This is a genomic window from Methylophaga sp. UBA3603 (assembly GCF_002375335.1).
GTDB lineage: Bacteria > Pseudomonadota > Gammaproteobacteria > Nitrosococcales > Methylophagaceae > Methylophaga.
In genome coordinates this window covers 271,129-296,945 of sequence record NZ_DFMC01000007.1, presented here as the reverse complement: position 1 = coordinate 296,945, position 25,817 = coordinate 271,129, and the positions used below count along the sequence as shown (strand labels likewise).

Below are 25,817 nucleotides of genomic sequence, written 5' to 3'. Positions count from 1 at the left end.
TGAAAAGCCGCCACAGTTACAATCCATGCCTTATATAAGCTGACTTGGGTATGTCATAACCATGTATTAATGTTTGGTTATACAGTCATCTACGGTATCATTGCCGCTTTATTTCAGCAGGTGTGGCAACAAGATAATGAAAGTTCTGGTCATTGGTAGTGGCGGTCGTGAGCATGCGCTGGCTTGGAAACTGAAACAATCACCGCGTTGCAGTGAAGTTTTTGTCGCCCCAGGCAATCCGGGAACCGCAAATGAGGCAGGTGTCAGCAATGTCGACATCGCGGTTGATGATATTGATGCGCTGGTGGCCTTTGCACAGCAAAATGATATCGGTTTAACCGTTGTTGGCCCTGAAATTCCATTAGTTAAGGGTGTCGTCGATGCCTTTGAAAAAGCCGGGTTACGCTGTTTCGGTCCGAGCAAGGACGCCGCTCAGCTGGAAGCTTCCAAATCGTTCACCAAAGATTTTCTGGCCCGTCATCAAATTCCTACTGCTGCCTATCAAGTCTTTACCAATATCTCCAATGCCATTGAATACATTCTGGAGCGTGGCGCGCCTATCGTTGTGAAAGCTGATGGTCTAGCTGCCGGTAAAGGCGTTATCGTCGCGCAGACGGTTGAAGAAGCGATTGCTGCAGTTGAAGACATGTTGTCCGGGAATGCCTTTGGGGAAGCCGGTCATCGTGTGGTTATCGAAGAATTTATGACCGGCGAAGAAGCCAGCTTTATTGTGATGGTCGATGGTGAACATATCCTGCCGCTGGCAACTTCACAGGATCACAAAGCTCGCGATAATGGTGATAAAGGACCCAATACCGGTGGTATGGGCGCCTATTCGCCTGCTCCGGTAGTGACAGATAGCGTTTTTGATCGAGTGATGCGTGAAGTTATCGAGCCTACCGTTAAAGGTATGGCAGCTGATGGTCGCCCATACACCGGCTTTTTATATGCCGGATTAATGATTGATGAAACGGGTGCGCCACGAGTGGTGGAATATAACTGCCGTTTTGGTGACCCGGAAACCCAACCTATCTTGATGCGTTTGCTTTCCGATTTAGTCGAGTTATGTGAAGCAGCATTGGATAAAAGACTGGATCAAGTCACCGCTGAGTGGGATCCCCGTGCTGCCGTGGGTGTCGTCATGGCTGCTGGTGGTTATCCGGACAGCTATAAAAAAGGCGATGTGATTAGCGGATTGGATGTCGTGGATTCAGCTGATACCCGTGTATTCCACGCCGGTACAGCATTTGATCAAGATAAAGTTGTCACCGCTGGTGGCCGTGTTTTATGTGTGACCGCTCTGGGTGAAGGTGTTGCTGCTGCTCAACAACAGGCTTATGCTGGAGTCGCAAAGATTCAATGGCAGGATGCCTATTATCGAACGGATATTGCCTATCGTGCAGTTGCCCGTGAGCAACAGAAAGGCTGATAAATTGCGACTTTAAGGAGAAGGCGGAATGTCTGTATCCCATCCGATTATTGCAGTTACAGGTTCTTCCGGCGCAGGCACTTCGAATGTAAAACATGCATTTGAAGATATTTTTCGTCGTACCAATGTTAAGCCTGCTGTTATCGAGGGCGACAGCTTTCACCGATATAATCGTGAAGAGATGCTTGCCGCTGTGGCTCAGGCGGAAGCCGAAGGTCGCGCGATGACGCATTTCGGTCCTGAAGCCAATTGTCTCGATCGGCTGGAAAGATTGTTTCAGACCTACTCAGAAACCGGCCGTGGCGAAAAACGCTATTACATTCACGACGAAACCGAAGCCGTTAAATTCAATCAACCACCCGGAACATTTACAGAGTGGGAAGAGCTGGATAATGACAGTGACCTTCTGTTTTACGAAGGGCTGCACGGCGGTATGGTTACCGATGAAGTGAATATCGCCCAATATACCGATCTGTTAATTGGTGTGGTGCCGGTTATCAATATCGAGTGGATCCAGAAGATCAAACGTGATTGTTCCAACCGTGGATATTCTCAGGATGCCGTTGTCGATATTATTTTGAAGCGTATGCCGGATTACATTCACCACATTACGCCTCAGTTTTCCCGCACCCATATCAATTTTCAGCGGGTGCCATTAATTGATACCTCCAACCCGTTTGTTATGCGGGAAATTCCCACCCCGGATGAAAGTCTGTGTGTTATCCGTTTTAAAGATCCTAAGATGGCAGATTTTCCGTATTACCTTTCAATGCTGAAAGATTCATTTATGTCACGACCCAATAATATGGTCGTGCCCGGAACCAAAATGGGTCTGGCCATTGAAATTATTTTGATGCCGTTTGTTGAAGAAATGATGCAGAAAAAACGGCAACGTGGTTAATTTATCTTTTAAAAGTAGCGATCTGCACCGAATATGAATTTTTCTAACTGGCAATTAAGACAGGCCTGCCTTGCTTTGCAGGAGGATGGGGTAATTGCCTATCCTACCGAAGCAGTGTTTGGCGTTGGCTGTGATCCCTCGAGCGAAACCGCCATTATCAGATTATTGATGATGAAGCGTCGCCCCTTGGAAAAAGGCCTGATTCTGATTGCATCAGACTTCAACCAATTGCAGGATTTTATCCAGCCGTTATCTGCTGACATTCTCGCCAAAGTCACTCAGAGCTGGCCCGGCCCAAACACCTGGTTATTGCCGGTTCGTTCTTCGGTTTCTCCCTTATTAACCGGTGGCCGAGACACACTGGCGGTCAGAGTAACAGCACATCCCTTAGCGGCAGAACTATGCCGCAGATTTGGCGGACCGCTGGTTTCCAGCAGTGCCAATATTACCGGGTTGCGACCTGCCAAAAATGTTCATCAAGTGCATTGGCAGTTACCTGAACTGGATTATGTGCTTCCCGGGGCATTGGGCGGAGCTAACAAGCCATCCACTATTCGGGATGCAGTAACGGGAGAAGTACTGCGATGAGTGGGCCGGATATTAATGCCGTACGTGAGTATTTACTCACTCTACAAGATGCTATCTGTAAAGAGGTTGAAAATTCAGATGGCAAACAGAAATTTGCTGAAGATGACTGGCAGCGCCCAGCCGGTGGTGGGGGACGAACCCGGGTTTTAAATAACGGGGCGGTGTTTGAACAGGCAGGGGTCAATTTCTCCGAAGTCAGCGGTGATAACTTACCGCCATCAGCAACGGCCAGTCGGCCTGAACTTGCCGGGCGCAGTTTTCAGGCGATGGGCGTATCGCTGGTGATTCATCCACATAACCCGTATGTACCAACCTCCCATGCCAATGTACGTTTCTTTATTGCTGAAAAAGCCGGTGAAGAACCTATCTGGTGGTTTGGTGGTGGTTATGATCTGACGCCCTATTACACCTTTGATGACGATGTTATTCATTGGCATCAAACAGCTAAAAATGCCTGCGACCCTTTTGGTGACACGGTATACGATGATTACAAAAAGTGGTGTGATGAGTATTTCTTTCTCAAGCATCGCAACGAACCGCGGGGGGTTGGCGGGCTGTTTTTTGATGATTTGAATCAGCCGGATTTTGAACATTGCTTTGGTTTGTTGCGAAGCGTTGGCAACAGCTACACCGCAGCGTATTTACCAATCGTCGAGCGTCGCAAAGAGTTAAGCTATACCGAAGAACAGCGTGACTTTCAGCTGTATCGTCGTGGTCGTTATGTGGAATTTAATCTGGTTTATGACCGCGGCACCTTGTTTGGTTTGCAGTCGGGTGGACGTACCGAGTCGATCCTGATGTCGTTACCGCCATTGGTCAAATGGCGCTATAACTGGCAACCCGAGCCGGGCTCGGCGGAAGCCAAGTTATATGATTACTACCTCCAACCTCAGGATTGGCTAGCTAAAACCTAGGTCTTTTGATCCTAGGAATCCTTAGACAATAATGCCAGCTGATCCGCCTGGTATTCGCTGATTAACGGATCAATGACCTGATCCAGTTGACCTGACATGACTTCATCCAATTTATATAACGTTAAATTGATTCGATGGTCGGTAATGCGGCCTTGTGGATAGTTATAGGTACGGATACGTTCGCTGCGATCACCGCTACCGACTAACAATCTGCGGGTTTCGGCCTGTTCGGAGGCTTGTTTTTCCTCTTTCGCCGCCATGATGCGTGATTGCAAAACGGACATCGCTTTGGCGCGGTTTTTGTGCTGTGAACGTTCTTCCTGACACTCAACGATAATGCCGGTTGGAATGTGTGTGATACGTACGGCGGAATCAGTAGTATTAACGTGCTGGCCACCGGCACCGGATGAACGGAAGGTATCCATTTTGATATCGGCCGGGTTGATTTCAATCTGATCGATTTCATCGGCTTCCGGCAAAATCGCTACCGTACAGGCTGAGGTATGAATCCGTCCTTGCGATTCTGTTTCCGGAACCCGTTGCACCCGATGGGCGCCGGATTCAAATTTCAACCGTGAGTAGGCACCATCACCAACAATACGGGCGATGATTTCTTTATAACCACCATGCTCGCCTTCCTGAGCATTGAGCACTTCAACCTGCCAGCGACGTGACTCAGCATAACGCGTGTACATTCGAAATAAATCACCGGAGAAAATGGCGGCTTCATCACCACCGGTACCGGCGCGGACTTCCAGAAAGATATTACGTTGATCATTTGGATCTTTAGGTAACAACAATTTCTGCAAATCAATGGCAAGCTGTTCCTGCTTTTCTTCGGCAATGGCCAATTCTTCCTTGGCCATTTCACGCATTTCCGGATCACTTTCTTGCATCATTGCTTGAGCGTCTTTCAAATCACTCAAGGTTTGCAGATATAAGCCAAAGTGTTTAACAACTGGCTCCAGCTGTGCATATTCCTGCGATAAAGTGCGAAATTTGTTCTGATTGGCCATGGTTTCCGGATCAGATAGCAGGCCACTGATCTCTTCATGACGATCAACTAATGCTTCAAGTTTATGCCTGATGGAATCTTTCACAGATCAATCCTTAATGTTAAATAAACGGCGGGCAGCATCAATCATCGGATTATTTTCATCTGATTCAAATGCTGATTGCCGCAGTTGTCTACTGGGTTCATGTAACAGTTTGTTGGTCAGGGTTCGGGCCAGTTCAGTCATCACCATTTCAGCACTCGCACCCTGTTCCAGCTGACGCAGGGCTTTATCAACGGCCTGGGTGCTGAGCATCTGTCCGCGCTCACGAATCGACCGAATTACCGGTACGGTATCCTGACTGCGCATCCAGCCGGCAAAGTGATCGGCCTGCGTGTCTATGATTTCCTCTGCCTGCTTGGCAGCATCACGCCGTGACTGCAGATTTTCTTCAATAATGTCATGCAGATCATCAACGCTATATAAATAAATGTCTTCAAGCTGTCCAACTTCTGCTTCGATATCCCGTGGAACCGCAATATCCACCATAAAAATCGGTTTACGTTTGCGCAGCTTTAATGCACTTTCGACCGTACCTTTGCCAAGTATGGGCAGCTGGCTGGCGGTGGAGCTGATCACAATATCTGCTTCGGCGAGGTGGGCCGGAATTTCACTCAGACTAATCGCGTATCCATTTACCGAGGTTGCCAGAAGATGGGCTTTCTCAACGGTGCGATTGGCAATAATCAGACGCTTGATACCATTATCAAACAGATGACGGGCGACCAGTTCGATGGTTTCGCCGGCACCGATTAGCAGGGCGGTTGATTCGGCCAGATTACTGAAGATTTGTTTTGCCAGACTGACAGCAGCAAAGGCGACTGAAACCGGACTGTTGCCAATGGCGGTATCGGTACGCACCTGCTTGGCTACGCCAAAAGCATGTTGAAACAAACGTCCCAGCGATTTCCCCAGCGCCTTTGCGTTAAGGGCCTGGGTGTAGGCGGTTTTTAACTGACCGAGAATCTGCGGTTCGCCTAAAACTAACGAATCCAGACCACAGGCGACCCGAAATAAATGTCTTACCGCATCAGCACCTTCGTAACAATAGAGATAGGACTTGAGGGCATTGGCATCCTGTTGTTGAAAGTTATGCAACCATAACAGGACACTATTGTCATAATCTTCGTCTAGATGACAGTATATTTCGGTACGGTTGCAGGTTGAGACAATGACTGCTTCAATCACGCTTTCATTCAGCATCAGTGACGCTAAAGCCAAAGGTAATTTATCAGCATCAAAGCTAAGCTTCTCGCGCACATTAACCGGTGCGGTTGTGTGATTAATGCCGTAAGTGACAAGATGCATAATTAAGGAGTCGTGTTGTATGCTGTTAAACTTTGCAGCCGTGAGCTAAGTTGTCTTATATCTCGGTCTGGACAAGACTAATTCGCCATTCTATCAAACTCAATCAGTCAGGTCGTTGAATTATGGATTTATTGCAACAGTTACGCGGTCATTCAAAACAGTTCGCCTCATCGGCGGCCTGGGTGATGATACCTATTTTACTGTTTGGATGCGCCGCTACAGCTAAGCAATCAGACGAAAAAACTCCCCTGCAGCCAGTGGAAGTAAACGAAGCAGAGACAGTGGAAACTGCGCAGACGGAATTGGATTTGCCTTTGACTCCAGAACTGATTTATTACGTGCTTACCGCCGAAATTGCGGGTCAGCGCGGTCAACTTGATATTGCGGTCGATTTATATAACCAGGCAGCAGAATTAACCGATTCTCCCGAACTGGCGGGACGTTCCGCACGAATTTCGACATTTTCACGAGATCCCAAACGTATTGACCGGGCATTGACCCGATGGCAGGAAGTCTCCCCGGAAGAGGCCGAGGTCTATGTGATGCGGGTTCCATTTTTATTAATGGAAGATAATTATGCCGAAGTCGTTGTGAACATAAACAAAGCGCTCGCTTTGGAGCCGGAGAACAAAGAAAAATATCTGGAAAGCCTAGCCGCCAATTTAAGCGAGAAGGGAGATCCGGAAAGAGGTTTGCAGACGATTCTGGAATTGGACCTGTATAAAAATGATGATCCGGCTGCTCGCTTTACCTATGCCCGATTAGCGGCTTATTTCCAGCGCTTTGATGTAGCTGAAATCGCCGTCGATGAATTGTTGGAAGAAGACCCAAACAACGAAGCTTATCTGAGCCTTAAAGCGGATTTACTGCAAACCTTTGATAAAAAAGAAGAAGCGTTAAAGTTAATTGCCAAAGCAGCTCAGCGCGATGGGGCAAGTGAGTCCTTACGCTTCACCTATGGAAAACTGTTAGGGGAAAGTGGCGAATCGGAAAAGGCAAAGCGCATTTTTGAAGAATTGCATTTGGAGAGTCCGGAAAACCCGGATGTGATTTTTGCGCTGGGATTACTGGCTTTGGAACGCGATGATGGAGAAACCGCCAAGTCGTATTTCAGTCAGTTATTACAAATGGGTGATGCCGGTGGTCAGGCCAGCTATTTTATGGGGCTTGCCGAAGAAATGAATGGCAATGTGGATTCTGCTTTGGTCTGGTTCGCCTCAGTGCCAACAGACAGCCAGCGTTTTGAAATGGCGCAAACCCGTTATATCAATTTATTGGCCGATCAAGGTGATATTGATAAAGCACGACAGCATCTGCAATTGCTGCGTCAGGAACGTCCTCAGCAGGCCATTGATTTTTATTTGTTTGAAGCCGCTTTTTTGCGGGATCACGACATGCCGGAAGAGTCTGTTGAGTTGTTAACGGAAGCCCTGACCAATCATCCGGGCAATCAGGATCTGTTATACAGTCGCGCCATGGTGGCCGAATCGATTGGCAAGCTGGAGATGCTGGAACAAGATCTGCGCACTATTCTGAAAATTGACCCGGAAAATGCTCAGGCGATGAATGCCTTGGGTTATACCCTGACCGATCGTACTGATCGACATGAAGAAGCTTTGCAGTTAATCAATAAAGCTTTGGAACTGCGGCCTAATGATCCTTATTACCTCGATAGCCTGGGATGGGTGTATTACCGGATGGGTGATTTGGAAAAAGCTGAATATTACCTGCGTGAGGCAGTGGAGATTCAGGCCGATGTGGAGTTTGTTGCCCATCTGGGTGAAGTGCTGTGGATGCAGAATAAAAAAAATGAAGCCAGAAAGTATTGGGAGCAGGGGAAGAAACTGGATCCGAATAACAAAGTCCTTCAGGAGACCCTGCAGCGGTTGACCAAATGAAACAGCTTCTTGTAGTAACCAGTTTGCTGTTGATGACGGCCTGTACCCCATTCTGGCAGACAAAACCATTAGAACCAGCTGAACAGTTGTGGGAAACCCGTCAGACGGCGTTAAAACAAATGGATAACTGGTCATTTCGAGGTCGCACGGTTATTCGTCAGGACAAAGAAGGCTGGAATGTCGGCGTGACCTGGCAACAGCAGAAGGAAGAATTCAATATCCGCTTGTTTGGTCCCTTTTCTCAAGGGGGAGTGGAGTTAGCCGGTAATGACAAACTGGTCACCATGACTTTTTCTGATGGTGAAACCTATTCTGCTGCTACACCGGAAGAGCTTCTTGCAGAAGTGCTGGGCTGGTTATTACCGGTCAGTGCCTTGCGTGACTGGGTCAGAGGCTTGCCGCATGCCCCTATCAAGATTGATGAGAAAACCCTGGATGAAAAAGGCCGCTTAATTACGCTTTCCCAGGCAGGGTGGCAAGTGGAGTTTGTTGATTATGCGCCGTTGGAAGGCAATGATGTGCCGGCGAAGATCTTTATCGAACATCCGCAGTTAAGTATTCGTCTGGTAATGAATGGATGGAAAGCTGGTAAATGAATGAATGGTGGCCTGCACCGGCAAAACTGAATCTGTTTTTACATATCACCGGCAGACGGCCAGATGGATATCATGAGTTACAGACGGCATTTCAGTTTCTTGACTATGGCGACAGATTAAAATTTACCGTCACCGAAGATTCGCAAATCACCTTACAAGGCGATCTGCCAGACGTTGCAGATCAGGATAATCTGATTGTAAAAGCCGCCCGGCTTTTACAATCAACCTGCAATTGTCATTCAGGTGCTGTTATCCAACTGGAAAAAAATCTGCCGATGGGAGGTGGTCTGGGAGGAGGCAGTTCCGATGCCGCCACCACCCTCGTTGCGCTGAATAAGCTTTGGCAATGTGATTTATCAGAAGATCAATTAGCGGGTCTGGGGTTGCAATTAGGCGCAGATGTGCCGGTTTTTGTGCGAGGTCACGCGGCGTGGGCCGAGGGTGTAGGAGAAATTTTTACTAAAATTGATCCACCAGAACCTTGGTATTTAGTTATCTTTCCCCAATGCGCCGTCTCCACCGCTGAAATATTTTCCGCAACTGAATTGACACGCGATTGTGAACCCATCACAATAGCGGGCTTCCTTGCGGGGGAAGGCAGTAACATTTGCGAATCGGTGGTGAAAAAAATGCATCCACCAGTTGCACAAGCACTGGCATGGTTGGCACAATATGCCACCAATCCACGTATGACCGGAACAGGGTCTTGTGTATTTGCCCGCTTTGACTCAGCCACTGCGGCTGAAAATGTTTTAGAACATGTGCCGGAACATTGGCATGCTTTTACTGCCAAAGGCTGCAACAAATCACCGTTGAGTTTTTGTGCTCAAGACTTCGATTGAAGTCTTAATGTAACTGCAATTTGATAGAGTTGAGTAAAAACAGTTGGGGTATCGCCAAGCGGTAAGGCAACGGGTTTTGATCCCGTCATTCCCAGGTTCGAATCCTGGTACCCCAGCCACTCTTTTTGTTTATTGAATGAACTCGGCATCTCTATAGTGACTCAAAACCGACTCCTCCAGTTACAACAGCGTTCTGCAGACGACAATATGATGGTCTTCACTGGAAACGCTAATCGTAAACTGTCAGAAAATATCGCCAATTTTCTGAATATCAGCTTGGGTAAAGCCACAGTTGAGAAATTCAGTGATGGCGAGATCATGGTTGAAATTCTCGACAATGTCCGAGGCAAGGACGTGTTTATCGTCCAACCAACCTGTATGCCTACCAACGATAACCTGATGGAATTAATGGTGATGACCGACGCTATCCGTCGTGCATCAGCCAAACGCATTACCCTGGTTGTCCCTTATTTTGGTTATTCCCGTCAGGATCGCCGTCCTCGTTCAGCTCGTGTTGCCATTACCGCTAAGGTAGTTGCCAATATGTTGACAGGTGTTGGCGCAGACCGTGTTTTAACCGTTGATTTACATGCCGATCAGATCCAGGGCTTTTTTGATTGCCCTGTTGATAATGTCTACGCCTCACCCGTGTTACTGGGTGACATCTGGAAACACAAATACCAGGACTTGGTTGTGGTCTCGCCGGATGTTGGGGGTGTGGTTCGTGCCCGTGCATTAGCCAAACATTTGGATGTTGAACTGGCGATTATTGATAAGCGCCGCCCTCGTGCCAATGTGGCCAAAGTAATGAATATCATCGGTGATATTGATGGCCGTACCTGTGTGATGGTCGATGATATGGTCGATACTGCTGGTACGTTGTGTGCCGCAGCAGCCGCTTTGAAAGAACATGGTGCCACCAATGTGGTTGCTTACTGTACTCACCCGGTTTTATCGGGAGCAGCCATTAAAAATATCAATAATTCGTTGCTGAACGAATTAGTGGTGACAGATACCATCCCATTGCAGCCTGATGCGGCCGCATGTGACAAAATTCGCGTCTTGAGCATTGCTGAAATGCTCGCGGAAGCGATGTACCGAATTAGTAATGAAGAGTCAGTTAGCTCTTTATATATGGATTAACCAAAAAATTTATTTTGGTTGTATGTGCTGAACCTGGTCGCGGGGGAGGCGAAAAGCCGGAAAACGGCATATGAACGGGCCTCGTGTCCGTTTTTTAGTCTTGGAGAAGAAGATGGAAAATTTATTTGAAGTACAAGCTGAAGCGCGTACTGACCAGGGGAAAGGTGCGAGCCGCCGCCTACGTCATGCGGGCAAAGTACCAGCAGTAGTCTACGGTGCTGAAAAAGAACCTGTTTCAATTTCAGTAAACCATAACCAGTTCATTCGCCATTTGGCAGAAGAAGCGTTTTACGCTCACATTCTGACATTGGTTATTGATGGCAAGAAAAATCAGGTCGTATTGAAAGATCTGCAACGTCATCCTGCGAACGACAACAAAATCATCCATGCAGACTTCCTGCGCGTTGATGCCAAACATGCAATGACAATGACTATTCCATTGCACTTTATCAATGAGGAAAAAGCGGTTGGTGTTAAAGCCGGTGGTTTGGTTTCGCATCTGATGACAGAGGTTGAAATCTCTTGTTTGCCTAAAGATCTGCCAGAATACATCGAAATAGATGTTGCAAAACTGGCTATGGATGAAGCAATTCACCTGAGCGAATTGAAGCTGCCTAAAGGTGTCACTCTGACTGCCTTGACGCATACTCAGGATGAGCAGTTGGAAGAAGGTGAACGTTCTTCTTACGATCAAGCCGTTGTCAGTATTCATGAGCCACGTGTTGCTAAAGTGGATCTTGAAGAAGATACAGAAGCTGATGATGAGGAAGAAGCGACTGAAGATTAATTCAGTCGACGGGAACCGTTATGACAAACTGGATTATCGCCGGTCTGGGCAATCCCGGTTCTCAGTATGAACAGACCCGACACAACGTCGGGTTCTGGTGGTTGGATCAGTTGGCTAGTGATTTTGGGCTGAGTTTTAAAACAGAATCCCGATTTCATGGTCAACTGATTCAATACACAAATCCTGAACACAAAGTCTGGTTGATCAAACCACTTACCTTTATGAATCGCAGCGGTCAATCTGTTGCGGCGCTGGCCAATTTTTATAAAATCCCTGCAGAAAATATTCTCGTTATCCACGATGAATTGGATTTACCCGCCGGTACGGTGCGCCTGAAACGCGGTGGCGGTCATGGTGGGCACAATGGTCTGCGTGACATCATCAGTCAACTGGGCAGCAAAGATTTTTTACGTTGCCGGATTGGTATTGATCATCCGGGCAATAGTAAGCAAGTTGCCGATTATGTGCTGAGTAAACCCTCTGCAACAGATCGGGAAAATATGATGGCAGGTATCGATAACAGCCTGCGTGTTTTACCTGATGTACTTTCAGGAAACCTCGAAAAAGCCATGAACTGGCTGCACTCACAGTAAGAATCGTTTTTTAACTTTCTTGTTGTGAACTTTACAAAACACCTGTGTAAGGTGCGAGGTAAGAATTTTGTCATTGTTATAAATAACCCCTAAGGATTTCTCATGGGATTTAAATGCGGTATTGTCGGTTTACCTAACGTAGGCAAGTCCACGTTATTTAATGCGTTGACGCAGGCGGGCATCGAAGCACAAAACTATCCGTTCTGCACGATTGAACCTAATGTTGGCATCGTACCGGTGCCGGATCCGCGTATGGATAAACTGGCTGCAATCGTTAATCCGCAACGGGTTTTGCCCACTACCATGGAATTTGTTGATATTGCCGGTCTGGTTGCCGGGGCTTCCAAGGGTGAAGGCTTAGGTAATAAATTCCTGGCCAATATCCGTGAAACTGATGCTATCGCCCATGTTGTTCGCTGTTTTGAAGATGAAAATGTGGTGCATGTGGCCGGTAAAGTCTCGCCGGTTGATGATATTGAAGTGATCAATACCGAACTGGCTCTGGCTGATCTGGAATCAGTAGAAAAAGCGATCACCAAAACTACCAAGGACGCCAAAGGCGGTGATAAAGTCGCCAAAGCACGCCTGGATTTATTGACACAGATCCGCGAACACCTGGACCAGGGGGCACCTGTTCGGGCAATGAATCTTGATGATGATCAGTTGGCATTATTAACGGGTTTGCATTTATTAACCATCAAACCAACAATGTATATTGCCAATGTTGCTGAAGATGGTTTTGAAAACAATCCTGCTTTGGATGCAGTAATGGCCTTGGCTGATAAAGAAAATGCTATTGTTGTAGCAATATGTGCCGCTATTGAATCTGAGATTGCCGATCTGGCAGATGAGGATAAAGCAGAATTTCTTGAGGAACTTGGTCAGGAAGAACCGGGTCTGAATCGAGTCATTCGTAGCGGTTATCAATTGCTTGGATTACATACCTACTTTACCGCTGGTGTTAAAGAAGTACGTGCCTGGACTGTTGAAGTCGGCGCGACCGCACCTGAAGGTGCCGGTGTTATTCATACTGATTTCCAAAAAGGCTTTATTCGCGCAGAAGTTATCAGCTATGAAGATTTTGTGCAGTTTAATGGTGAGCAGGGTGCTAAAGATGCTGGAAAATGGCGTCTGGAAGGCAAAGAATATGTCATTAAAGATGGCGACGTAATGCATTTTAGATTTAACGTCTAATTGAAAATTTGCCTTTGATCAGTGGATCTCGGAAGGCGCTCTGAAGTAAAGGAATAATCATGAAAAGATGGTTTGTTGGCGTGTTATTAACACCGATACTGATGGGCGTGGCACAGGCCGATCCGGCTATGAATGCGTGCATTTTGTCCAAGATGGCTACTTCCGATGATACGGTTACGGTCGGGGATATTCGCGCAATATGCAGCGCTGACATCAGCTCACAAAAACAGGAATCTTTTGATCCGGTCACTTTGCCTGCGGTGAAGCGTGCTGAGGAGCAGACTATCTCCCTTGATGGCGATGATGCCACCAGTATTAAAACGGCGGATGGTTCTGCCTTAACACGTCGTTTGGTTTTAGAAAAAAGTCAGTCAAATAATCCATTTGCATTCTTGCCGCATCGACCCAATTACTTCATTTTCAGTAACAATGTAGCTTCTTACAATGAAGCTCCTTTTGAAGCTTCTGATCCTGGCAATGACTATGATTTTCAACCGTGGGAAAGTAAATTTCAAATCAGCTTAAAACTTCCCGTGGTCAGAGGTTTGTTTAATAATCGGGCGGATGCCTTTATTGCTTATACCAACCGATCTTTCTGGCAAATGTTTAATAACGATAACTCACAAGTGTTTCGTGATTCCAACCACGAACCAGAGGCCTGGCTTTCATTTGCAAACGATACCGAGTTATTCGGGTTTAAAAACTCACTGATTAATGTCGGCTTTAATCACCAATCAAATGGCCAGAGTGGTGAATTATCCCGTAGCTGGAATCGCATATTTGCGGAGTTCGTCGTAGAAAAAGGCGACTTTTATTTTGCTGTTCGCCCATGGTATCGGGTTCCTGAAAGAGATAGCTCGGACGATAACCCGGATATTGAAAAATATATGGGGAATTTTGATTTCACTTCGGTTTATAAATACGGTGATCACAGTTTTGATCTAATGATCCGTAATAATCTGCGTAGCGATAATAAAGGCGCAACGCAACTGGGCTGGAGCTTTCCGCTGTATAAAAACTTTAGAGGTTATGTGCAGTGGTTTAATGGCTATGGTGAAAGTCTAATTGATTATGACCACCGCACCAACAGCATAGGGTTTGGTATTCAGTTCAGCGACTGGTTATAACCATCTCCCCAGCCTTTCAGGTTGTAAGAGATTAACAGTCTCTTAATGTTGATATTTATTGCCCAGCAACGTAAAATGCTCGGCTTCGTGGCTACATAGCTCAGTTGGTTAGAGCACATCACTCATAATGATGGGGTCCCTAGTTCGAATCTAGGTGTAGCCACCACTTTCTTCTCTAATTTTCCGCAAAATTAAACTTGGTGTAGCTCTGCACCGATCTCTCATTTTATGTAGTTATAGCAATAGTCATTGGGTTTTATCAGCTTAATTGCGGCCTGGTAGATCCCCATCCTCCGTTCGGACAAAAGCCCAGTCATCATTAGATGACTGGGCTTTCTATTTTGTGTCGTTAAAAATTACTCACACACTACCTGATTGACGAGAGTTTCCTGAAAGATTTATGCCGAGACAAGTTTGTCAGCGAAGTCGCGATAGCTCCGCAACGGACGTCCAAGTAGCGAAGTCAGACGTTCTACATCGCCAGCATCGGGGATCATGCCCTCGGTGAGGAAACGTTCGCTCATTAGACGCATATCATAAGCCATCCAATTCGGCATGAACTGCCGGAGATTCTGCTCGAATCCTGCAGTGTCATCGCCCGGATAGGTGATCGGAGTACCCAATACCTGCGTCCAGATTTCGGCGACATCCTGTCCGGTCAGCGTGTCAGGGCCGACGAGATTGATTCGATTAAGCGGCTGCGGTACTGAAGACTCCTCACGACGGATAAGTTCGAGGGCAGCGACCTCGGCAATATCTTGCGTATCCACCATGGCCAGTCCCTTGTCGCCAATGGGCATTGGATAAATACCGTATCCCGTCACTACATCCTTAATCGTGATGTCGTTACTGATGTAATAGGCAGGACGCAGAATGGTGGCGTTAAGGCCCATCTGCTCGATCATACGCTCAACACCATATTTTCCGGCGAAGTGCGGCACGTTCAGATAACGGTCGGCGTGAATGACAGAAAGGTAAACAATCCGCTCAATGCCGACCTCCTGAGCAATATTGAGCGCTATCAGAGCTTGGGTATATTCGTCTGCTACCACTGCGTTGAGCAGAAATAATGTCGAGACGCCGGCGAAGGCACTTCTCAGCGAATCAACGTCGAGCAGATCGCCTTGGACAATGTCGACACCAGCAGGGAAGTTGGCTTTAGTGGTATCACGAACAAGTGCCCTAACATCGGCAGCGCGCTTTGTGAGTTGTTCGATAACTTGGCTTCCGACAGTGCCCGTTGCACCTATAACGAGAATGGTCATGATAATGTCTCCTTGGTTGGGTTTGAATTGCGTACAACCAAACAATAAGTGATTCCATATTTAAAACAAAGACACTAAAATAAAGACAGTTTGTATCAAAAGTGAGACATAATGGATTTGAATGCACTTAACGACTTCCAACTGGTAGCAGCTCATGGTGGTTTTGGAAAAGCCAGCCGTGCCAGTGGCAGGTCTAAGGCAACCCTATCGCGTCGTATAGCCGATCTCGAAGAAGCTTTGGGTATTCGGCTCATCGAGCGAGGTTCGCGTAGCATGGAATTGACTGAAGCAGGACAACTGCTACTGGCCAGAACGCAGGGACCAATGCATGAGATCACCGATGCAGTAACGTCGGCAAAGGATGGCCTTGATTCACCGCGTGGTCGCCTGCGTATTGCAGCACCGCTCCTGTTTTCTCAGCTCGCTTTGGGACGGCTTACTGCTCAGTTCCTGGAAAATTATCCGGATGTACAGATTGAAGTGGTGTCGGAAGATCGTCTGGTCAATCTCGTTGAAGAACATTTCGATGTTGCCATCCGTATTAATCCAGATAATGACAGTTTGTTGGTTGGCAGATGCTTTGCTAGAGACAAAAGAGTGCTTGCTGCCGCACCTTCATTTCAAATGCCGAAGGGCCAACGCGGTAAGCCGATTAAGGTTCCGGCAGTGGTTATGCAAACCTATCGTGACGGAGACTTTTGGACCGTCAATGATGGCCAGCACATCATTGAACCGCAACCTGTTCTTCGTCTTTCATCGCTGTTAATGGTCCGCGATGCCATTGCTGCAGGGGCAGGAGCGGCAATGCTCCCGCACTCCATTATTGGCAGTCAACTTGAAAAAGGTGAACTGGTGTCATGGGGCATGGCCGACGGGGAAACCGAGCTTTGGATTCTGCATACGTCACGTCGTTTACAAAGCCCGAAGGTTCGTGCCTTCGTTAAGTTTATGTGCAACCAGTACCCTGACGGCATTTTCACCATTCCAAATCAATAACAAGCCCTAAACAAACTTATTCTGCTTTGTGAATAGTCTTGTCGCTGAGGTGACTGCTCGAAGCATGAGGTTTGTCAGGAATCGGTATATCATCAAGAAACTCAATGGAACGCACAGGCATAGCAAATCTGATTTCTCTTTTGTCCAGCTCCTCCAGCAACGTAAAATTAACGTTTTGCTGGATATCCATATAGATATTGTAGTCTGAGCTTAGCACGTAATAGACCACCTCAAATCTCATCGAATAATCATCAAATTTGAATAAATGCGCCCGATCAAATCGGGTTTTGTCGATGGATTCGATGATTTCCTTTATTAAGCCGGGTATCTGTCTGGCTTTGGCGACTGGCGTGCGAAATGAAATTGCCAGAAAGAAAACCACTCGACGTTCATTCATTCGTTTGTAATTGTGAATGATTTGCTGCAGCAGGTTGGTATTACCGCAAATGATCTGTTCGCCACTCAGGCTTCGAATACGCGTGGTTTTCAGCCCAATATATTCAATGGTACCGGCAACATCATTAAAAACAATAAAGTCTCCGGTTCTAAAAGGTTTGTCAAAACCGATGGATGCAGAGGCAAACAAATCTCCCAGCAATGTCTGAAGTGCCAGAGCGATGGCAATGCCACCAATACCCAGGCTGGCAACCAGAGCGGTAATGTTGACGCCCAGATTTGCCAATACAGATAGCAATACGACAGCCCAGATGCTGGTACGAACCAGTAAGGAAACAATGGTGACGGTTAATTGGTTTTCACGGTATACCCGCGTTTCGATGGTTTCTGTTTTCCACATGACGATGGCAGCATCAATCCACAGTCCCAGTTGCAAGGCCAGCACCAGAAACCATATATGACTGACCCGATTATCCCATTCAGGACCAAGATCAACTAGTGCCAGACCAATTTGGACGGCCATGGCGGCTATTAATAATCGACTTGTATGCCTGAAGACCTCAGCGCCATATCGTCCCCAACGTCCTTTGGATCGTGAGAGCAGATCGACGCTGCGGGTAATAAAAAAACGCATCACCATGCGAAGTAACATGTAGCTTACAACTGCAATTCCGAGCACCAGGAAGAAATTCAATACGGCTGGTTGAAATATCCATGCCTCCCCATCACTCATTAAATTCCAGTCAAACATTATGTTCTCCAAAAAAATGATGAAAGATCAACAAGCCCTGGTAACACAAAATTGATCAGAATCCAGTTAATGCGATGACTCAGGAAGATTAACGGATTCAATCACAATAAAGGTTTAGCGGGGATTACGTTATCAGGCCTGAAAAATTGTACTTACCTGCTTAAATAAACTATCGAGTTGTTTTCGATCAATCAAGTTTCCCGCTTCAGGTCAGTTGGTTTAATGCTGCTGAGTAATAAATATTCTTTATTCCTGAATCATCTAGGGATGATGTCCTGACCTTGGGTTGGGGAGAAACTTTGATTCTTAACACTGAGTCTGGACTTAGCTATGAACCCATATTTGTTTCAGGAGTTAAATTTTTATGCTCACTAAACTTTCTACTGCCAGTTTGCTTGTTTTTATCGGGGGGCTATTTTGCATTGCTAACAGCTCAGTTTTAATGGCAGAAGCAAATGCAGCAACTCACTATATTGAGTTTTATGAAGAGTGGGATGAGGATTGTGATGAGAAAGGTGGGGCCAGAGTGTTTGTAAAAAATACCCACCAGACACATATCATTGATTTACAACTGGATCGTTATTTTTATGATGTAAGACAGGCGGGACGATCAATGTTTCCGCTTAAACCCAACGTTTCACAGGCCTTAGGATGCAGTCGAGTGTTTGATGCTGAACAACGCTGGGAGTTGGTAGCTGCGAGTTTTATCAGTGAAGCTGCTGCTGAAGAACGCTACGGTGACTTTCAGTAAACGGCCATGCCTTCATAAAGTGTCAGACTGATAAACCCGGCAGGTTCGAGCAAACTATTCAGGGAGCAACCAAATGAAACTAATAATAATGGTCCTGGCGGTGCAACGTGTGGGGTTCTTTTTAATTATTTCATTCGCCATTATTGGCGTCACCGGGTGTAATGATGATGCTCAGCAAACGTCTCAGGTTGAAGAACAGCAACCATCCTATGCCATTGTCAAACCGGTCCCGCAAAATCTACAGCAAGGAATGCCAGAGGCCAAACCAGTAGAAATGCTATCAGTTGCCGATCCCACCCCGCCGGAACAATGGTTGCTCTCACTTTATCAAGCTAAACCAGATGCTGATAACACACGTGATAGCAACTATTACCAGAAACTTCTCTTTTCTATTAAGCCATATGTGCATGAGCAACCCCGGGTGATCGCCAATCGTACGGTACAGACCACACGGCAATTACAGGAAATGGGGATTGAGGCAAATGAAGATCAGATTCTGGAGGATTTTGCCGAGCAATTACAAACCGTGAACGGCAGCTATGTGTATGGCGAGTTATGTGCCAATTACAGTAATTTAAGACAGCAGAATTTAACGCATCAACAGGCAATGCAGAAATTGTTTGAATTGCTTTAGGGCTTGTTTAGCTCTTATCTTCGCCTCTGTTATGAGCTGAGAGATAAACAGACTCTAGTACAAAAGCACCGGAGCAGAGATATGCAAGAGCTAATCAATGATTTGATGATATGGGCAGTAACTTTAACCAGCTTTGAGCAGCCGATTAAGTTGCCAACAGTTGAGGCCGTTAGTCATCAGCAGCTGCTGCAGACATTATGTGATGATCAATTCTGTACCGCCGTTGCCTATTACGATACCGAGACTCGGACAATTTTCTATGATGAGCGAATGGAGTTGCAGCAGGACCAAAGTGCCCGGGGTTTTATAGTGCATGAAATGGTGCATTATCTTCAGGATATTAATGGCGAACTGGTAATCGATGAAATGCGTTGTGAACAGCGCATTGAAAAAGAGCAACAAGCCTATCGAGTACAGCAATTCTTTCTGCGCGAGCATCGACAACCGACTTATCAGATTGATCTGGCTATGGCAGTGTTAGCCAATGTCTGTAAAAATGCGAATGTCAGTCCTTAGTTAATCGGCAAATCAATATATTCGTCGTTAAGTTGCTTTGTTTCGATCATGATGCTTTTAACCGAGGTGACCATCACATCTTCTGGGTGCTCACAGTCTGCCTGAAATTCTTCAAGTTCAATTTTATCTACAGCATCGTTATTAATGCTGATTCGAAATGTGCTGAGCAGGCTGTCTTCACGCAATGTTGCACAATTGTCATAAGCAAGTGGCATAGTGCCTAATAAAACAGTTTCCCTCGCAGGCAACGAAATAATACGTAGAGTTGTTTCATTGCTACCACCCATTCCAAAGCTACTAACCAATGCCAGTTCATCTAGTTGGTCATGATTAATATCAGCGACAGAAAATAAATGATGCGTGCCACCGGCAAACACAATATTACGAACAAGCTGATTATCTTCGATAATGGCGAGTCCCATATTGCTGCAACAACGTGGCCATCGACTGAGCAAATACAATACTGCTGACTGTCGACTCTCGGACCGGGTAAAGTTTCCCTGGCTGCTTGCCATAATCCGAAAATCTTCCTGATAAACGGTGTTCTGTTTTAGCCAGTATGACCTCGCCAGATTGGCCGCCTGCAAAATTGCCGGATGGGTTAACCAAGTGCTCTGATCTTCGCTTTTCAATGGCTGGCGACCATCAATAATAATATGCATATTGTCAGTTTGTTGAGCAAAACAGACATGTGTCGTACTAAGGCAGAGCAAAAAGACTAATGAATAATGTTTCATTACTCAGCATCTCCCAACAAAACTAATGTGTTATGGCTTGACACATCAACTGTTTATTTCTGACTGATTTCAGATCTTGAATATTACCCCGGTTTTTTGGTTTCGACATCCACATCATCAAAGCTGACGATAGGCTCTTTACGAGTGGTTTTTTTGGATGTTTCAGCAACATTTTCCGGCGAAGTAACGACAGGTTCTTTTCGCTCAGTTCTATTTTGTTGCACCGGGACAGAAACCTCATCCATCACTACCGGATCCTTGCGAACTGTGTTGTGTCTTGCCGCTTCAATACCCGTTTTCATTCCTTTAGGCAGCTGATCGAAGAATAGCGGATCCAGTCTGCCATTAATGTAACTCAGTGGTTGTGAATGTTTTTGTTGCTGACAATAACGAATCACCCCAATCAGGACTTGTCGTACTGCTTCAATATCATCAATGCTACCGCGGTTATCTTCTGCAAAGTAAGCGGCCATAAAGCTGAAGCGGTTATCAATGGCAAATGGCAATATCTGGCGCCATAAGCTATAAATATCTTCAACTTTGATGATTTCTCCGGCAACGGCCCGGTCCAGGCGACGGAACCAGAGCAATATTTCATCAAGCAAACTGGCGGTCAGCAAATCTTGCTGATCTGTAATCGTGATCAGCCGATCTCCCATATGCCATGATGTTTCAACTGTTTGTGGGACATGCCAGCGTACTTCCGGCGTCAATGCCAGTGAGAATTCATAGACCAGTTTGGCGTCAAAATTTGATCTGTTGTTTAACCATACCGAGGGTTGATTGCTGATAGTCAGAAATTGGGTTTCAAGGTCCTGCAATAAGCGTTGACGTTCAAGTTCTTTATTGGCGGTTGTAGCGGGATTTGCACGTCGTTTCAAAATCCATAAAACAAAGATTGCGATCAGCAAAGCTCCAGCAAGCGTGAGCAAAATGGTCGAAAAATATAATGCCAATTCTGAGGACAATTGCGCCAGTTGTTCGGCCGTTAATGAGGTTGTATCGTCAGAGTTCGCAACATTGTCGATAATCTCTTCAATACGTTTTTGAAAAAAACCAATAGCCATATATTAAGCCTTATAACTTTATCGAGTGACGAAGTAAGTGTCAGTGGAAAAATCGCATTCCTTCTATTGTCCGCTAATTTTTACCGACAAATAATTATTTATGTCATATATTCTAAACTGCTGATATAAAAGCCGTAAAAAACTGTTTTATCGGGAAATTTATTAAAGTCAAAAAGGAGAGCAGATATGAGCATGGTACAAGAATTTAAGAAATTTGCGATGCGTGGCAATGTGATAGATATGGCCGTCGGTATTATCATTGGTGTCGCTTTTGGCAAAATTGTTTCCTCATTTGTAGCTGATGTGATTATGCCCCCACTGGGCTTGTTACTGGGGGGAGTGGATTTCAAGGATCTGACAATAGTGCTTAAAGAAGCGGTTGGTGAAACGCCGGCAGTGGTTATCGCTTATGGACAGTTTATTCAAACCATTGTTGATTTTGTGATTATTGCCTTTGTGATTTTTTTGGTGATTAAAGCAATGAACTCACTGAAAGCAAAAGAAGAGGCTGCTCCTGAAGCTCCACCAGCGCCAACTAAAGAAGAAATTCTGTTAACGGAAATTCGTGATCTGCTCAAAGAAAAATAAGCTTTCCAAAAAACACCGGAAATCTTTTGATTTTCGGTTTTTTAGTCATTTTGCATGATGTTATTGCTTGCCAGGTTTGCTGTAAGTCTTCTTGCTGGTTTATTACTTGGAGGGATATTTTTTTATGGCTATTTGGCTGGTCTAATCGGTAGTCCTTCGCATTATGCAAATTGGTTGGTTCCGCTTTTTTTCTATGCGGGCATTTTATTATGCCTTGCCGGCGTTATCTTCACGCTAGTCGAGAAGCTGGATTGGACTCGCAGAGCATTTGCTGCTGCAATCGTGTTGGTGGTGATATTTGCAGGATATCTGCTTTTGATTGAGCCAAAGCTGCAACAGCTGGAGCAGCAAGCTCAAATCAAAACGATGCAGCATTTATATCAACAACATTCTCTGCAGCGGCTGGACTGCGATGATAAATTCCAGGTACACCTGAGTAGAATCCAACAGCGTCCGGCTGAGGTGGTGCTCTTTCAGAAAGGCAATTTTTCGCAACCCGTTCAATACCTCGCGGGGTGGGATAAATCTGCATCAATGAATAACTGTCGATTTATCGAGAACACTTATTCTCTTGGCACTCAGAGGAGCTTTCTCAGCCGATGCCGGAATCAACAGCAAGCTTCGGTGGCGGACTTGATTGCCCAGGCTAAACGTCTGGGTTGTCAGTAAGAAGAGACAGGTTATCTGTTAGTAAATGCTCGATTTCCTGTTCACCTTCCTGTTGCAGATACTCCAGAAATGTTTGTGCGGCAAGTGATAGTCTTTTGCCTTGCCGATGCACAGCATACCAGCGCCGTCTTAATGGAAAGTTCTCTACATCCAAGACCACCAGTTTTTTTGCTGCCAGCTCTAACCGCAGGCTATGTAGTGATAATACTGCCAGTCCCAAACCCGCCATCACGCCGTGCTTGATTTCATCCGCTCCACCTAATTCCATATACGGTGAGACTTTTAAACCGCTTTTGGCAAATAATTCTTCCACCGCTTTGCGTGTGCCCGAACCTGATTCGCGGCCAACCAGTCGTTGTTCAGAGATAGTTTTTAATGAAATATTTTTTTGTTTGGCCAATGGATGGTCAGGCCGGGCGACGATCACCAGAACATTTTCTAAAAACGGGTACTCAACCACTGGCAGGTCTTCTGGTACCTGACCCATGACATAAAGATGATCTTCATTGGCATCGAGACGTTCGAGTAGTCTGGCTCGATTAGTTACCTGTAGCCTCGGTTCAACTTTGGGATAGCGCGCAATAAAATTGCCCAAAAGATAGGGTAGAAAATATTTGGCAGAACTGACCACAACAAGGTTTACCGGACCAGCAACCTCACCATGTAAATCAGCTAATGCGGCGTCCAGATCGGCAAGACGTTGTAAAACATCTCGGCAGGCATCATAGAGTTCATTACCTGCGACAGTAAGATGTAACTGCCGCCCAACGCTTTCAAATAAAGGCATACCGACAGATTCTTCCAGTTTTTTCATTTGGATCGACACGGCAGGTTGGGTTAAATGTTTTTCTTCTGCCGCACGGGTAATGCTCTTCAGGCGTGCAACCGCTTCGAATAGGCGTAACTGTTGTAATGAGGCATGTAACATATATAACTTTAATTTATGACAAGGATAAAAACTATTAACTTGTTTTAATAGGTCAAGTCAACTATTTTTACCCCAGACATGAAATAGTCGCTGGGTTACATTTGGATAAAATTCGCTTTCACAGCCACCATGGCTGGAGACAAAATTTGTCCATCTCAAGATAACTATGAGATATACAGGCTCTGACTAACCCAAAGTAACAGTTTGATTAATCTGCTTGCGCATATACCTGGAGAGAGCACCATGGCAAAAACTTATCAAGCGGGTGTAAAAGAGTATCGCGAAACATACTGGATGCCCGATTACACTCCAAAAGACACCGATTTTCTGGCATGTTTCAAGGTTATTCCTCAAGAGGGTGTGCCACGTGAAGAGGCTGCTGCTGCGGTAGCGGCGGAATCATCAACTGGAACCTGGACCACAGTCTGGACCGATTTGCTGACGGACCTGGATTATTACAAAGGCCGTGCTTACGCTATTGAAGATGTTCCCGGCAACGATGAAGCGTTCTATGCCTTTATCGCTTATCCGATCGATTTATTTGAAGAAGGTTCAGTCGTTAACGTGCTGACTTCTCTGGTGGGTAACGTTTTCGGTTTTAAAGCCGTACGTTCTTTGCGTCTGGAAGACGTGCGAATTCCTGTTGCATACGTAATGACTTGTGGTGGACCTCCTCATGGTATCCAGGTTGAACGTGACATCATGAACAAATATGGTCGCCCATTACTGGGCTGCACCATCAAGCCAAAACTGGGTCTGTCTGCAAAAAACTACGGTCGTGCTGTATATGAATGTTTGCGTGGCGGTCTGGATTTCACCAAAGATGATGAAAACGTTAACTCACAGCCATTTATGCGCTGGAGACAACGTTTTGATTTTGTTATGGAAGCCATCGACAAAGCCGAAATCGAAACGGGCGAACGTAAAGGTCACTATCTGAACGTCACAGCGCCAACCCCTGAAGAAATGTACAAACGTGCCGAGTATGCCAAAGAACTGGGTGCACCAATCATCATGCATGACTATCTGACGGGCGGTTTCACCGCTAATACCGGTCTGGCCAACTGGTGTCGTGATAACGGCATGTTGCTGCACATTCACCGGGCAATGCATGCGGTACTGGATCGTAATCCGAACCATGGTATTCATTTCCGCGTTTTGACCAAAATGCTGCGTTTGTCAGGTGGTGATCATCTGCATTCAGGCACTGTGGTCGGTAAATTGGAAGGCGACCGTGCTGCAACACTGGGCTGGATCGATATCATGCGTGATTCTTATATCAAAGAAGATCGCAGTCGCGGCATCATGTTTGATCAGGATTGGGCATCCATGCCTGGCGTCATGCCGGTCGCTTCCGGCGGTATTCACGTATGGCATATGCCTGCACTGGTCAGCATCTTTGGTGATGATTCGGTATTGCAGTTTGGTGGCGGTACTTTGGGTCATCCATGGGGTAATGCGGCGGGTGCAGCTGCCAACCGCGTGGCTTTGGAAGCATGCGTAGAAGCACGTAACCACGGCAGAGAGTTGGAAAAAGAAGGTAAAGAAATCCTGACCGCCGCTGCTGAACACAGTCCAGAGTTGAAAGTGGCGATGGAAACCTGGAAAGAAATCAAATTCGAATTCGACACTGTCGACAAATTAGACGTTGCACACAAGTAAGTGATGTTGGTCGGTGCTGTTGACCATCGTTAACTGATATCGAATTCGCCATTATTTGAGGAAATGACAATGAGTGAAATGCAAGATTACGCTTCAAGCCTGGCCGATACTTCAAGCCGCAAGTTTGAAACCTTCTCGTATTTACCTGAAATGGATGCTGCACGTATCCGTAAACAGGTTGAATACATCGTCAGCAAGGGCTGGAACCCTGCAGTAGAGCACACTGAACCAGAAAATGCGTTTGGTCACTACTGGTATATGTGGAAGCTGCCTTTATTCGGTGAAACCGATGTGGATCGCATTCTGGCTGAAGCCGAAGCCTGCCACAAAGCACATCCGAAAAACCATGTCCGCTTGGTGGGTTATGATAACTATGCTCAATCCAAAGGCGCAGAAATGGTCGTGTTCCGCGGTCAGTCGGTATAACATCAAATCGAATAAGTCCCTGACCGCAGCGTCAGGGACTTATTCAAGCAAACTTG

At 46.1% G+C, this 25,817-nt stretch carries 27 protein-coding genes and 2 tRNA genes; 22 read left to right on the top strand and 7 right to left on the bottom strand.

What is annotated here, in order from left to right; all coding sequences use genetic code 11:
* Positions 1–136: 136 nt before the first annotated feature.
* Genes purD through hemF form a run of 4 tightly spaced genes read left to right on the top strand, consistent with a single transcriptional unit; the run spans position 137 to position 3,832 of the window.
* Positions 137–1,429 carry a phosphoribosylamine--glycine ligase gene (gene purD / locus B4F66_RS05135; RefSeq protein ID WP_292354446.1) on the top strand — a complete coding sequence of 431 codons (1,293 nt, stop codon included), beginning with the start codon at positions 137–139 and terminating at the stop codon, positions 1,427–1,429.
* Positions 1,430–1,457: 28 nt separating this feature from the next.
* Positions 1,458–2,330: a phosphoribulokinase gene (locus B4F66_RS05130; protein ID WP_292354448.1), complete on the top strand. Its 873-nt coding sequence runs from the start codon at positions 1,458–1,460 to the stop codon at positions 2,328–2,330.
* A 33-nt stretch (positions 2,331–2,363) separates the two neighbouring features.
* The gene (gene tsaC / locus B4F66_RS05125) at positions 2,364–2,918 is read left to right on the top strand and encodes an L-threonylcarbamoyladenylate synthase type 1 TsaC (protein WP_292354449.1); all 555 of its coding nucleotides are present in this window, start codon (positions 2,364–2,366) and stop codon (positions 2,916–2,918) included.
* Positions 2,915–3,832, top strand: a complete 918-nt coding sequence (gene hemF / locus B4F66_RS05120) for an oxygen-dependent coproporphyrinogen oxidase (protein ID WP_292354451.1) — start codon at positions 2,915–2,917, stop codon at positions 3,830–3,832. Before tsaC ends, hemF begins: the two co-directional genes overlap by 4 nt.
* Positions 3,833–3,843: 11 nt before the next feature.
* Here the strand turns inward: hemF and prfA are convergent, their stop codons facing one another.
* Together prfA and hemA are read right to left on the bottom strand one after the other, a co-directional pair.
* The gene (prfA, locus tag B4F66_RS05115; RefSeq protein ID WP_014705722.1) at positions 3,844–4,932 is read right to left on the bottom strand and encodes a peptide chain release factor 1; all 1,089 of its coding nucleotides are present in this window, start codon (positions 4,930–4,932) and stop codon (positions 3,844–3,846) included.
* Between the two features lie 3 nt (positions 4,933–4,935).
* A complete protein-coding gene (hemA, locus tag B4F66_RS05110) occupies positions 4,936–6,195 on the bottom strand; it encodes a glutamyl-tRNA reductase (protein WP_292354456.1) in 1,260 nt (419 codons plus the stop codon).
* Between the two features lie 122 nt (positions 6,196–6,317).
* Here hemA and B4F66_RS05105 point away from each other — a divergent pair, with 122 nt between their 5' ends.
* The 10 genes from B4F66_RS05105 to B4F66_RS05060 all read left to right on the top strand — a co-directional run bounded on the left by B4F66_RS05105 (position 6,318) and on the right by B4F66_RS05060 (position 14,541).
* A complete protein-coding gene (locus B4F66_RS05105) occupies positions 6,318–8,093 on the top strand; it encodes a tetratricopeptide repeat protein (RefSeq protein ID WP_292354459.1) in 1,776 nt (591 codons plus the stop codon).
* Positions 8,090–8,689, top strand: coding sequence for a lipoprotein insertase outer membrane protein LolB (gene lolB, locus B4F66_RS05100; protein ID WP_292354461.1), 600 nt, complete (start codon positions 8,090–8,092; stop codon positions 8,687–8,689). Before B4F66_RS05105 ends, lolB begins: the two co-directional genes overlap by 4 nt.
* Positions 8,686–9,531 (top strand): 4-(cytidine 5'-diphospho)-2-C-methyl-D-erythritol kinase, encoded by an 846-nt coding sequence (gene ispE, locus B4F66_RS05095; protein ID WP_292354462.1) that lies wholly within the window; start codon positions 8,686–8,688, stop codon positions 9,529–9,531. The genes lolB and ispE overlap by 4 nt, the downstream gene beginning before the upstream one ends.
* A gap of 44 nt (positions 9,532–9,575) precedes the next feature.
* Positions 9,576–9,650, top strand: a tRNA-Gln gene (locus B4F66_RS05090).
* An 88-nt stretch (positions 9,651–9,738) separates the two neighbouring features.
* Positions 9,739–10,674: a ribose-phosphate diphosphokinase gene (locus tag B4F66_RS05085; protein ID WP_292354683.1), complete on the top strand. Its 936-nt coding sequence runs from the start codon at positions 9,739–9,741 to the stop codon at positions 10,672–10,674.
* 112 nt (positions 10,675–10,786) lie between these two features.
* Positions 10,787–11,461, top strand: coding sequence for a 50S ribosomal protein L25/general stress protein Ctc (locus B4F66_RS05080; RefSeq protein WP_292354464.1), 675 nt, complete (start codon positions 10,787–10,789; stop codon positions 11,459–11,461).
* Positions 11,462–11,481: 20 nt separating this feature from the next.
* Positions 11,482–12,054 carry an aminoacyl-tRNA hydrolase gene (gene pth, locus B4F66_RS05075; protein ID WP_292354466.1) on the top strand — a complete coding sequence of 191 codons (573 nt, stop codon included), beginning with the start codon at positions 11,482–11,484 and terminating at the stop codon, positions 12,052–12,054.
* A 102-nt stretch (positions 12,055–12,156) separates the two neighbouring features.
* Positions 12,157–13,248 carry a redox-regulated ATPase YchF gene (ychF, locus tag B4F66_RS05070; protein WP_292354468.1) on the top strand — a complete coding sequence of 364 codons (1,092 nt, stop codon included), beginning with the start codon at positions 12,157–12,159 and terminating at the stop codon, positions 13,246–13,248.
* A 59-nt stretch (positions 13,249–13,307) separates the two neighbouring features.
* Positions 13,308–14,375: a phospholipase A gene (locus B4F66_RS05065; RefSeq protein ID WP_292354470.1), complete on the top strand. Its 1,068-nt coding sequence runs from the start codon at positions 13,308–13,310 to the stop codon at positions 14,373–14,375.
* Positions 14,376–14,464: 89 nt separating this feature from the next.
* Positions 14,465–14,541, top strand: a tRNA-Met gene (locus B4F66_RS05060).
* A gap of 232 nt (positions 14,542–14,773) precedes the next feature.
* On the opposite strand, the gene B4F66_RS05055 is transcribed toward B4F66_RS05060, so the two are convergent.
* Positions 14,774–15,640 (bottom strand): SDR family oxidoreductase, encoded by an 867-nt coding sequence (locus tag B4F66_RS05055; protein WP_292354472.1) that lies wholly within the window; start codon positions 15,638–15,640, stop codon positions 14,774–14,776.
* Positions 15,641–15,751: 111 nt separating this feature from the next.
* Here B4F66_RS05055 and B4F66_RS05050 point away from each other — a divergent pair, with 111 nt between their 5' ends.
* Positions 15,752–16,636 (top strand): LysR family transcriptional regulator, encoded by an 885-nt coding sequence (locus tag B4F66_RS05050; RefSeq protein WP_292354473.1) that lies wholly within the window; start codon positions 15,752–15,754, stop codon positions 16,634–16,636.
* A gap of 16 nt (positions 16,637–16,652) precedes the next feature.
* On the opposite strand, the gene B4F66_RS05045 is transcribed toward B4F66_RS05050, so the two are convergent.
* Positions 16,653–17,783 carry a mechanosensitive ion channel family protein gene (locus B4F66_RS05045; protein WP_292354475.1) on the bottom strand — a complete coding sequence of 377 codons (1,131 nt, stop codon included), beginning with the start codon at positions 17,781–17,783 and terminating at the stop codon, positions 16,653–16,655.
* 364 nt (positions 17,784–18,147) lie between these two features.
* On the opposite strand from B4F66_RS05045, the gene B4F66_RS05040 reads away from it, so the two are divergent.
* The 3 genes from B4F66_RS05040 (at position 18,148) to B4F66_RS05030 (ending at position 19,684) form a co-directional block, all read left to right on the top strand.
* Positions 18,148–18,534, top strand: a complete 387-nt coding sequence (locus tag B4F66_RS05040) for a hypothetical protein (RefSeq protein WP_292354477.1) — start codon at positions 18,148–18,150, stop codon at positions 18,532–18,534.
* 73 nt (positions 18,535–18,607) lie between these two features.
* Positions 18,608–19,168, top strand: a complete 561-nt coding sequence (locus B4F66_RS05035) for a hypothetical protein (RefSeq protein WP_292354478.1) — start codon at positions 18,608–18,610, stop codon at positions 19,166–19,168.
* Between the two features lie 81 nt (positions 19,169–19,249).
* Positions 19,250–19,684, top strand: coding sequence for a DUF6647 family protein (locus B4F66_RS05030; protein ID WP_292354480.1), 435 nt, complete (start codon positions 19,250–19,252; stop codon positions 19,682–19,684).
* Here the strand turns inward: B4F66_RS05030 and B4F66_RS05025 are convergent.
* The gene (locus B4F66_RS05025; protein WP_292354482.1) at positions 19,681–20,421 is read right to left on the bottom strand and encodes a hypothetical protein; all 741 of its coding nucleotides are present in this window, start codon (positions 20,419–20,421) and stop codon (positions 19,681–19,683) included. The two genes, B4F66_RS05030 and B4F66_RS05025, sit on opposite strands and share 4 nt — an antisense overlap.
* Before the next feature lie 83 nt (positions 20,422–20,504).
* Positions 20,505–21,488, bottom strand: coding sequence for a hypothetical protein (locus tag B4F66_RS05020; RefSeq protein WP_292354484.1), 984 nt, complete (start codon positions 21,486–21,488; stop codon positions 20,505–20,507).
* A gap of 186 nt (positions 21,489–21,674) precedes the next feature.
* Between B4F66_RS05020 and mscL the strand changes: the two genes are divergently transcribed.
* The gene (gene mscL / locus B4F66_RS05015) at positions 21,675–22,076 is read left to right on the top strand and encodes a large-conductance mechanosensitive channel protein MscL (RefSeq protein WP_292354486.1); all 402 of its coding nucleotides are present in this window, start codon (positions 21,675–21,677) and stop codon (positions 22,074–22,076) included.
* Positions 22,077–22,130: 54 nt separating this feature from the next.
* Positions 22,131–22,745 carry a hypothetical protein gene (locus B4F66_RS05010; protein WP_292354488.1) on the top strand — a complete coding sequence of 205 codons (615 nt, stop codon included), beginning with the start codon at positions 22,131–22,133 and terminating at the stop codon, positions 22,743–22,745.
* Here the strand turns inward: B4F66_RS05010 and B4F66_RS05005 are convergent.
* Positions 22,723–23,673 (bottom strand): LysR family transcriptional regulator, encoded by a 951-nt coding sequence (locus B4F66_RS05005; RefSeq protein ID WP_292354490.1) that lies wholly within the window; start codon positions 23,671–23,673, stop codon positions 22,723–22,725. The two genes, B4F66_RS05010 and B4F66_RS05005, sit on opposite strands and share 23 nt — an antisense overlap.
* 243 nt (positions 23,674–23,916) lie before the next feature.
* On the opposite strand from B4F66_RS05005, the gene B4F66_RS05000 reads away from it, so the two are divergent.
* Positions 23,917–25,335, top strand: coding sequence for a form I ribulose bisphosphate carboxylase large subunit (locus tag B4F66_RS05000; RefSeq protein WP_292354492.1), 1,419 nt, complete (start codon positions 23,917–23,919; stop codon positions 25,333–25,335).
* Between the two features lie 69 nt (positions 25,336–25,404).
* Positions 25,405–25,761, top strand: a complete 357-nt coding sequence (locus B4F66_RS04995; protein WP_014705744.1) for a ribulose bisphosphate carboxylase small subunit — start codon at positions 25,405–25,407, stop codon at positions 25,759–25,761.
* Positions 25,762–25,817 lie beyond the last annotated feature (56 nt).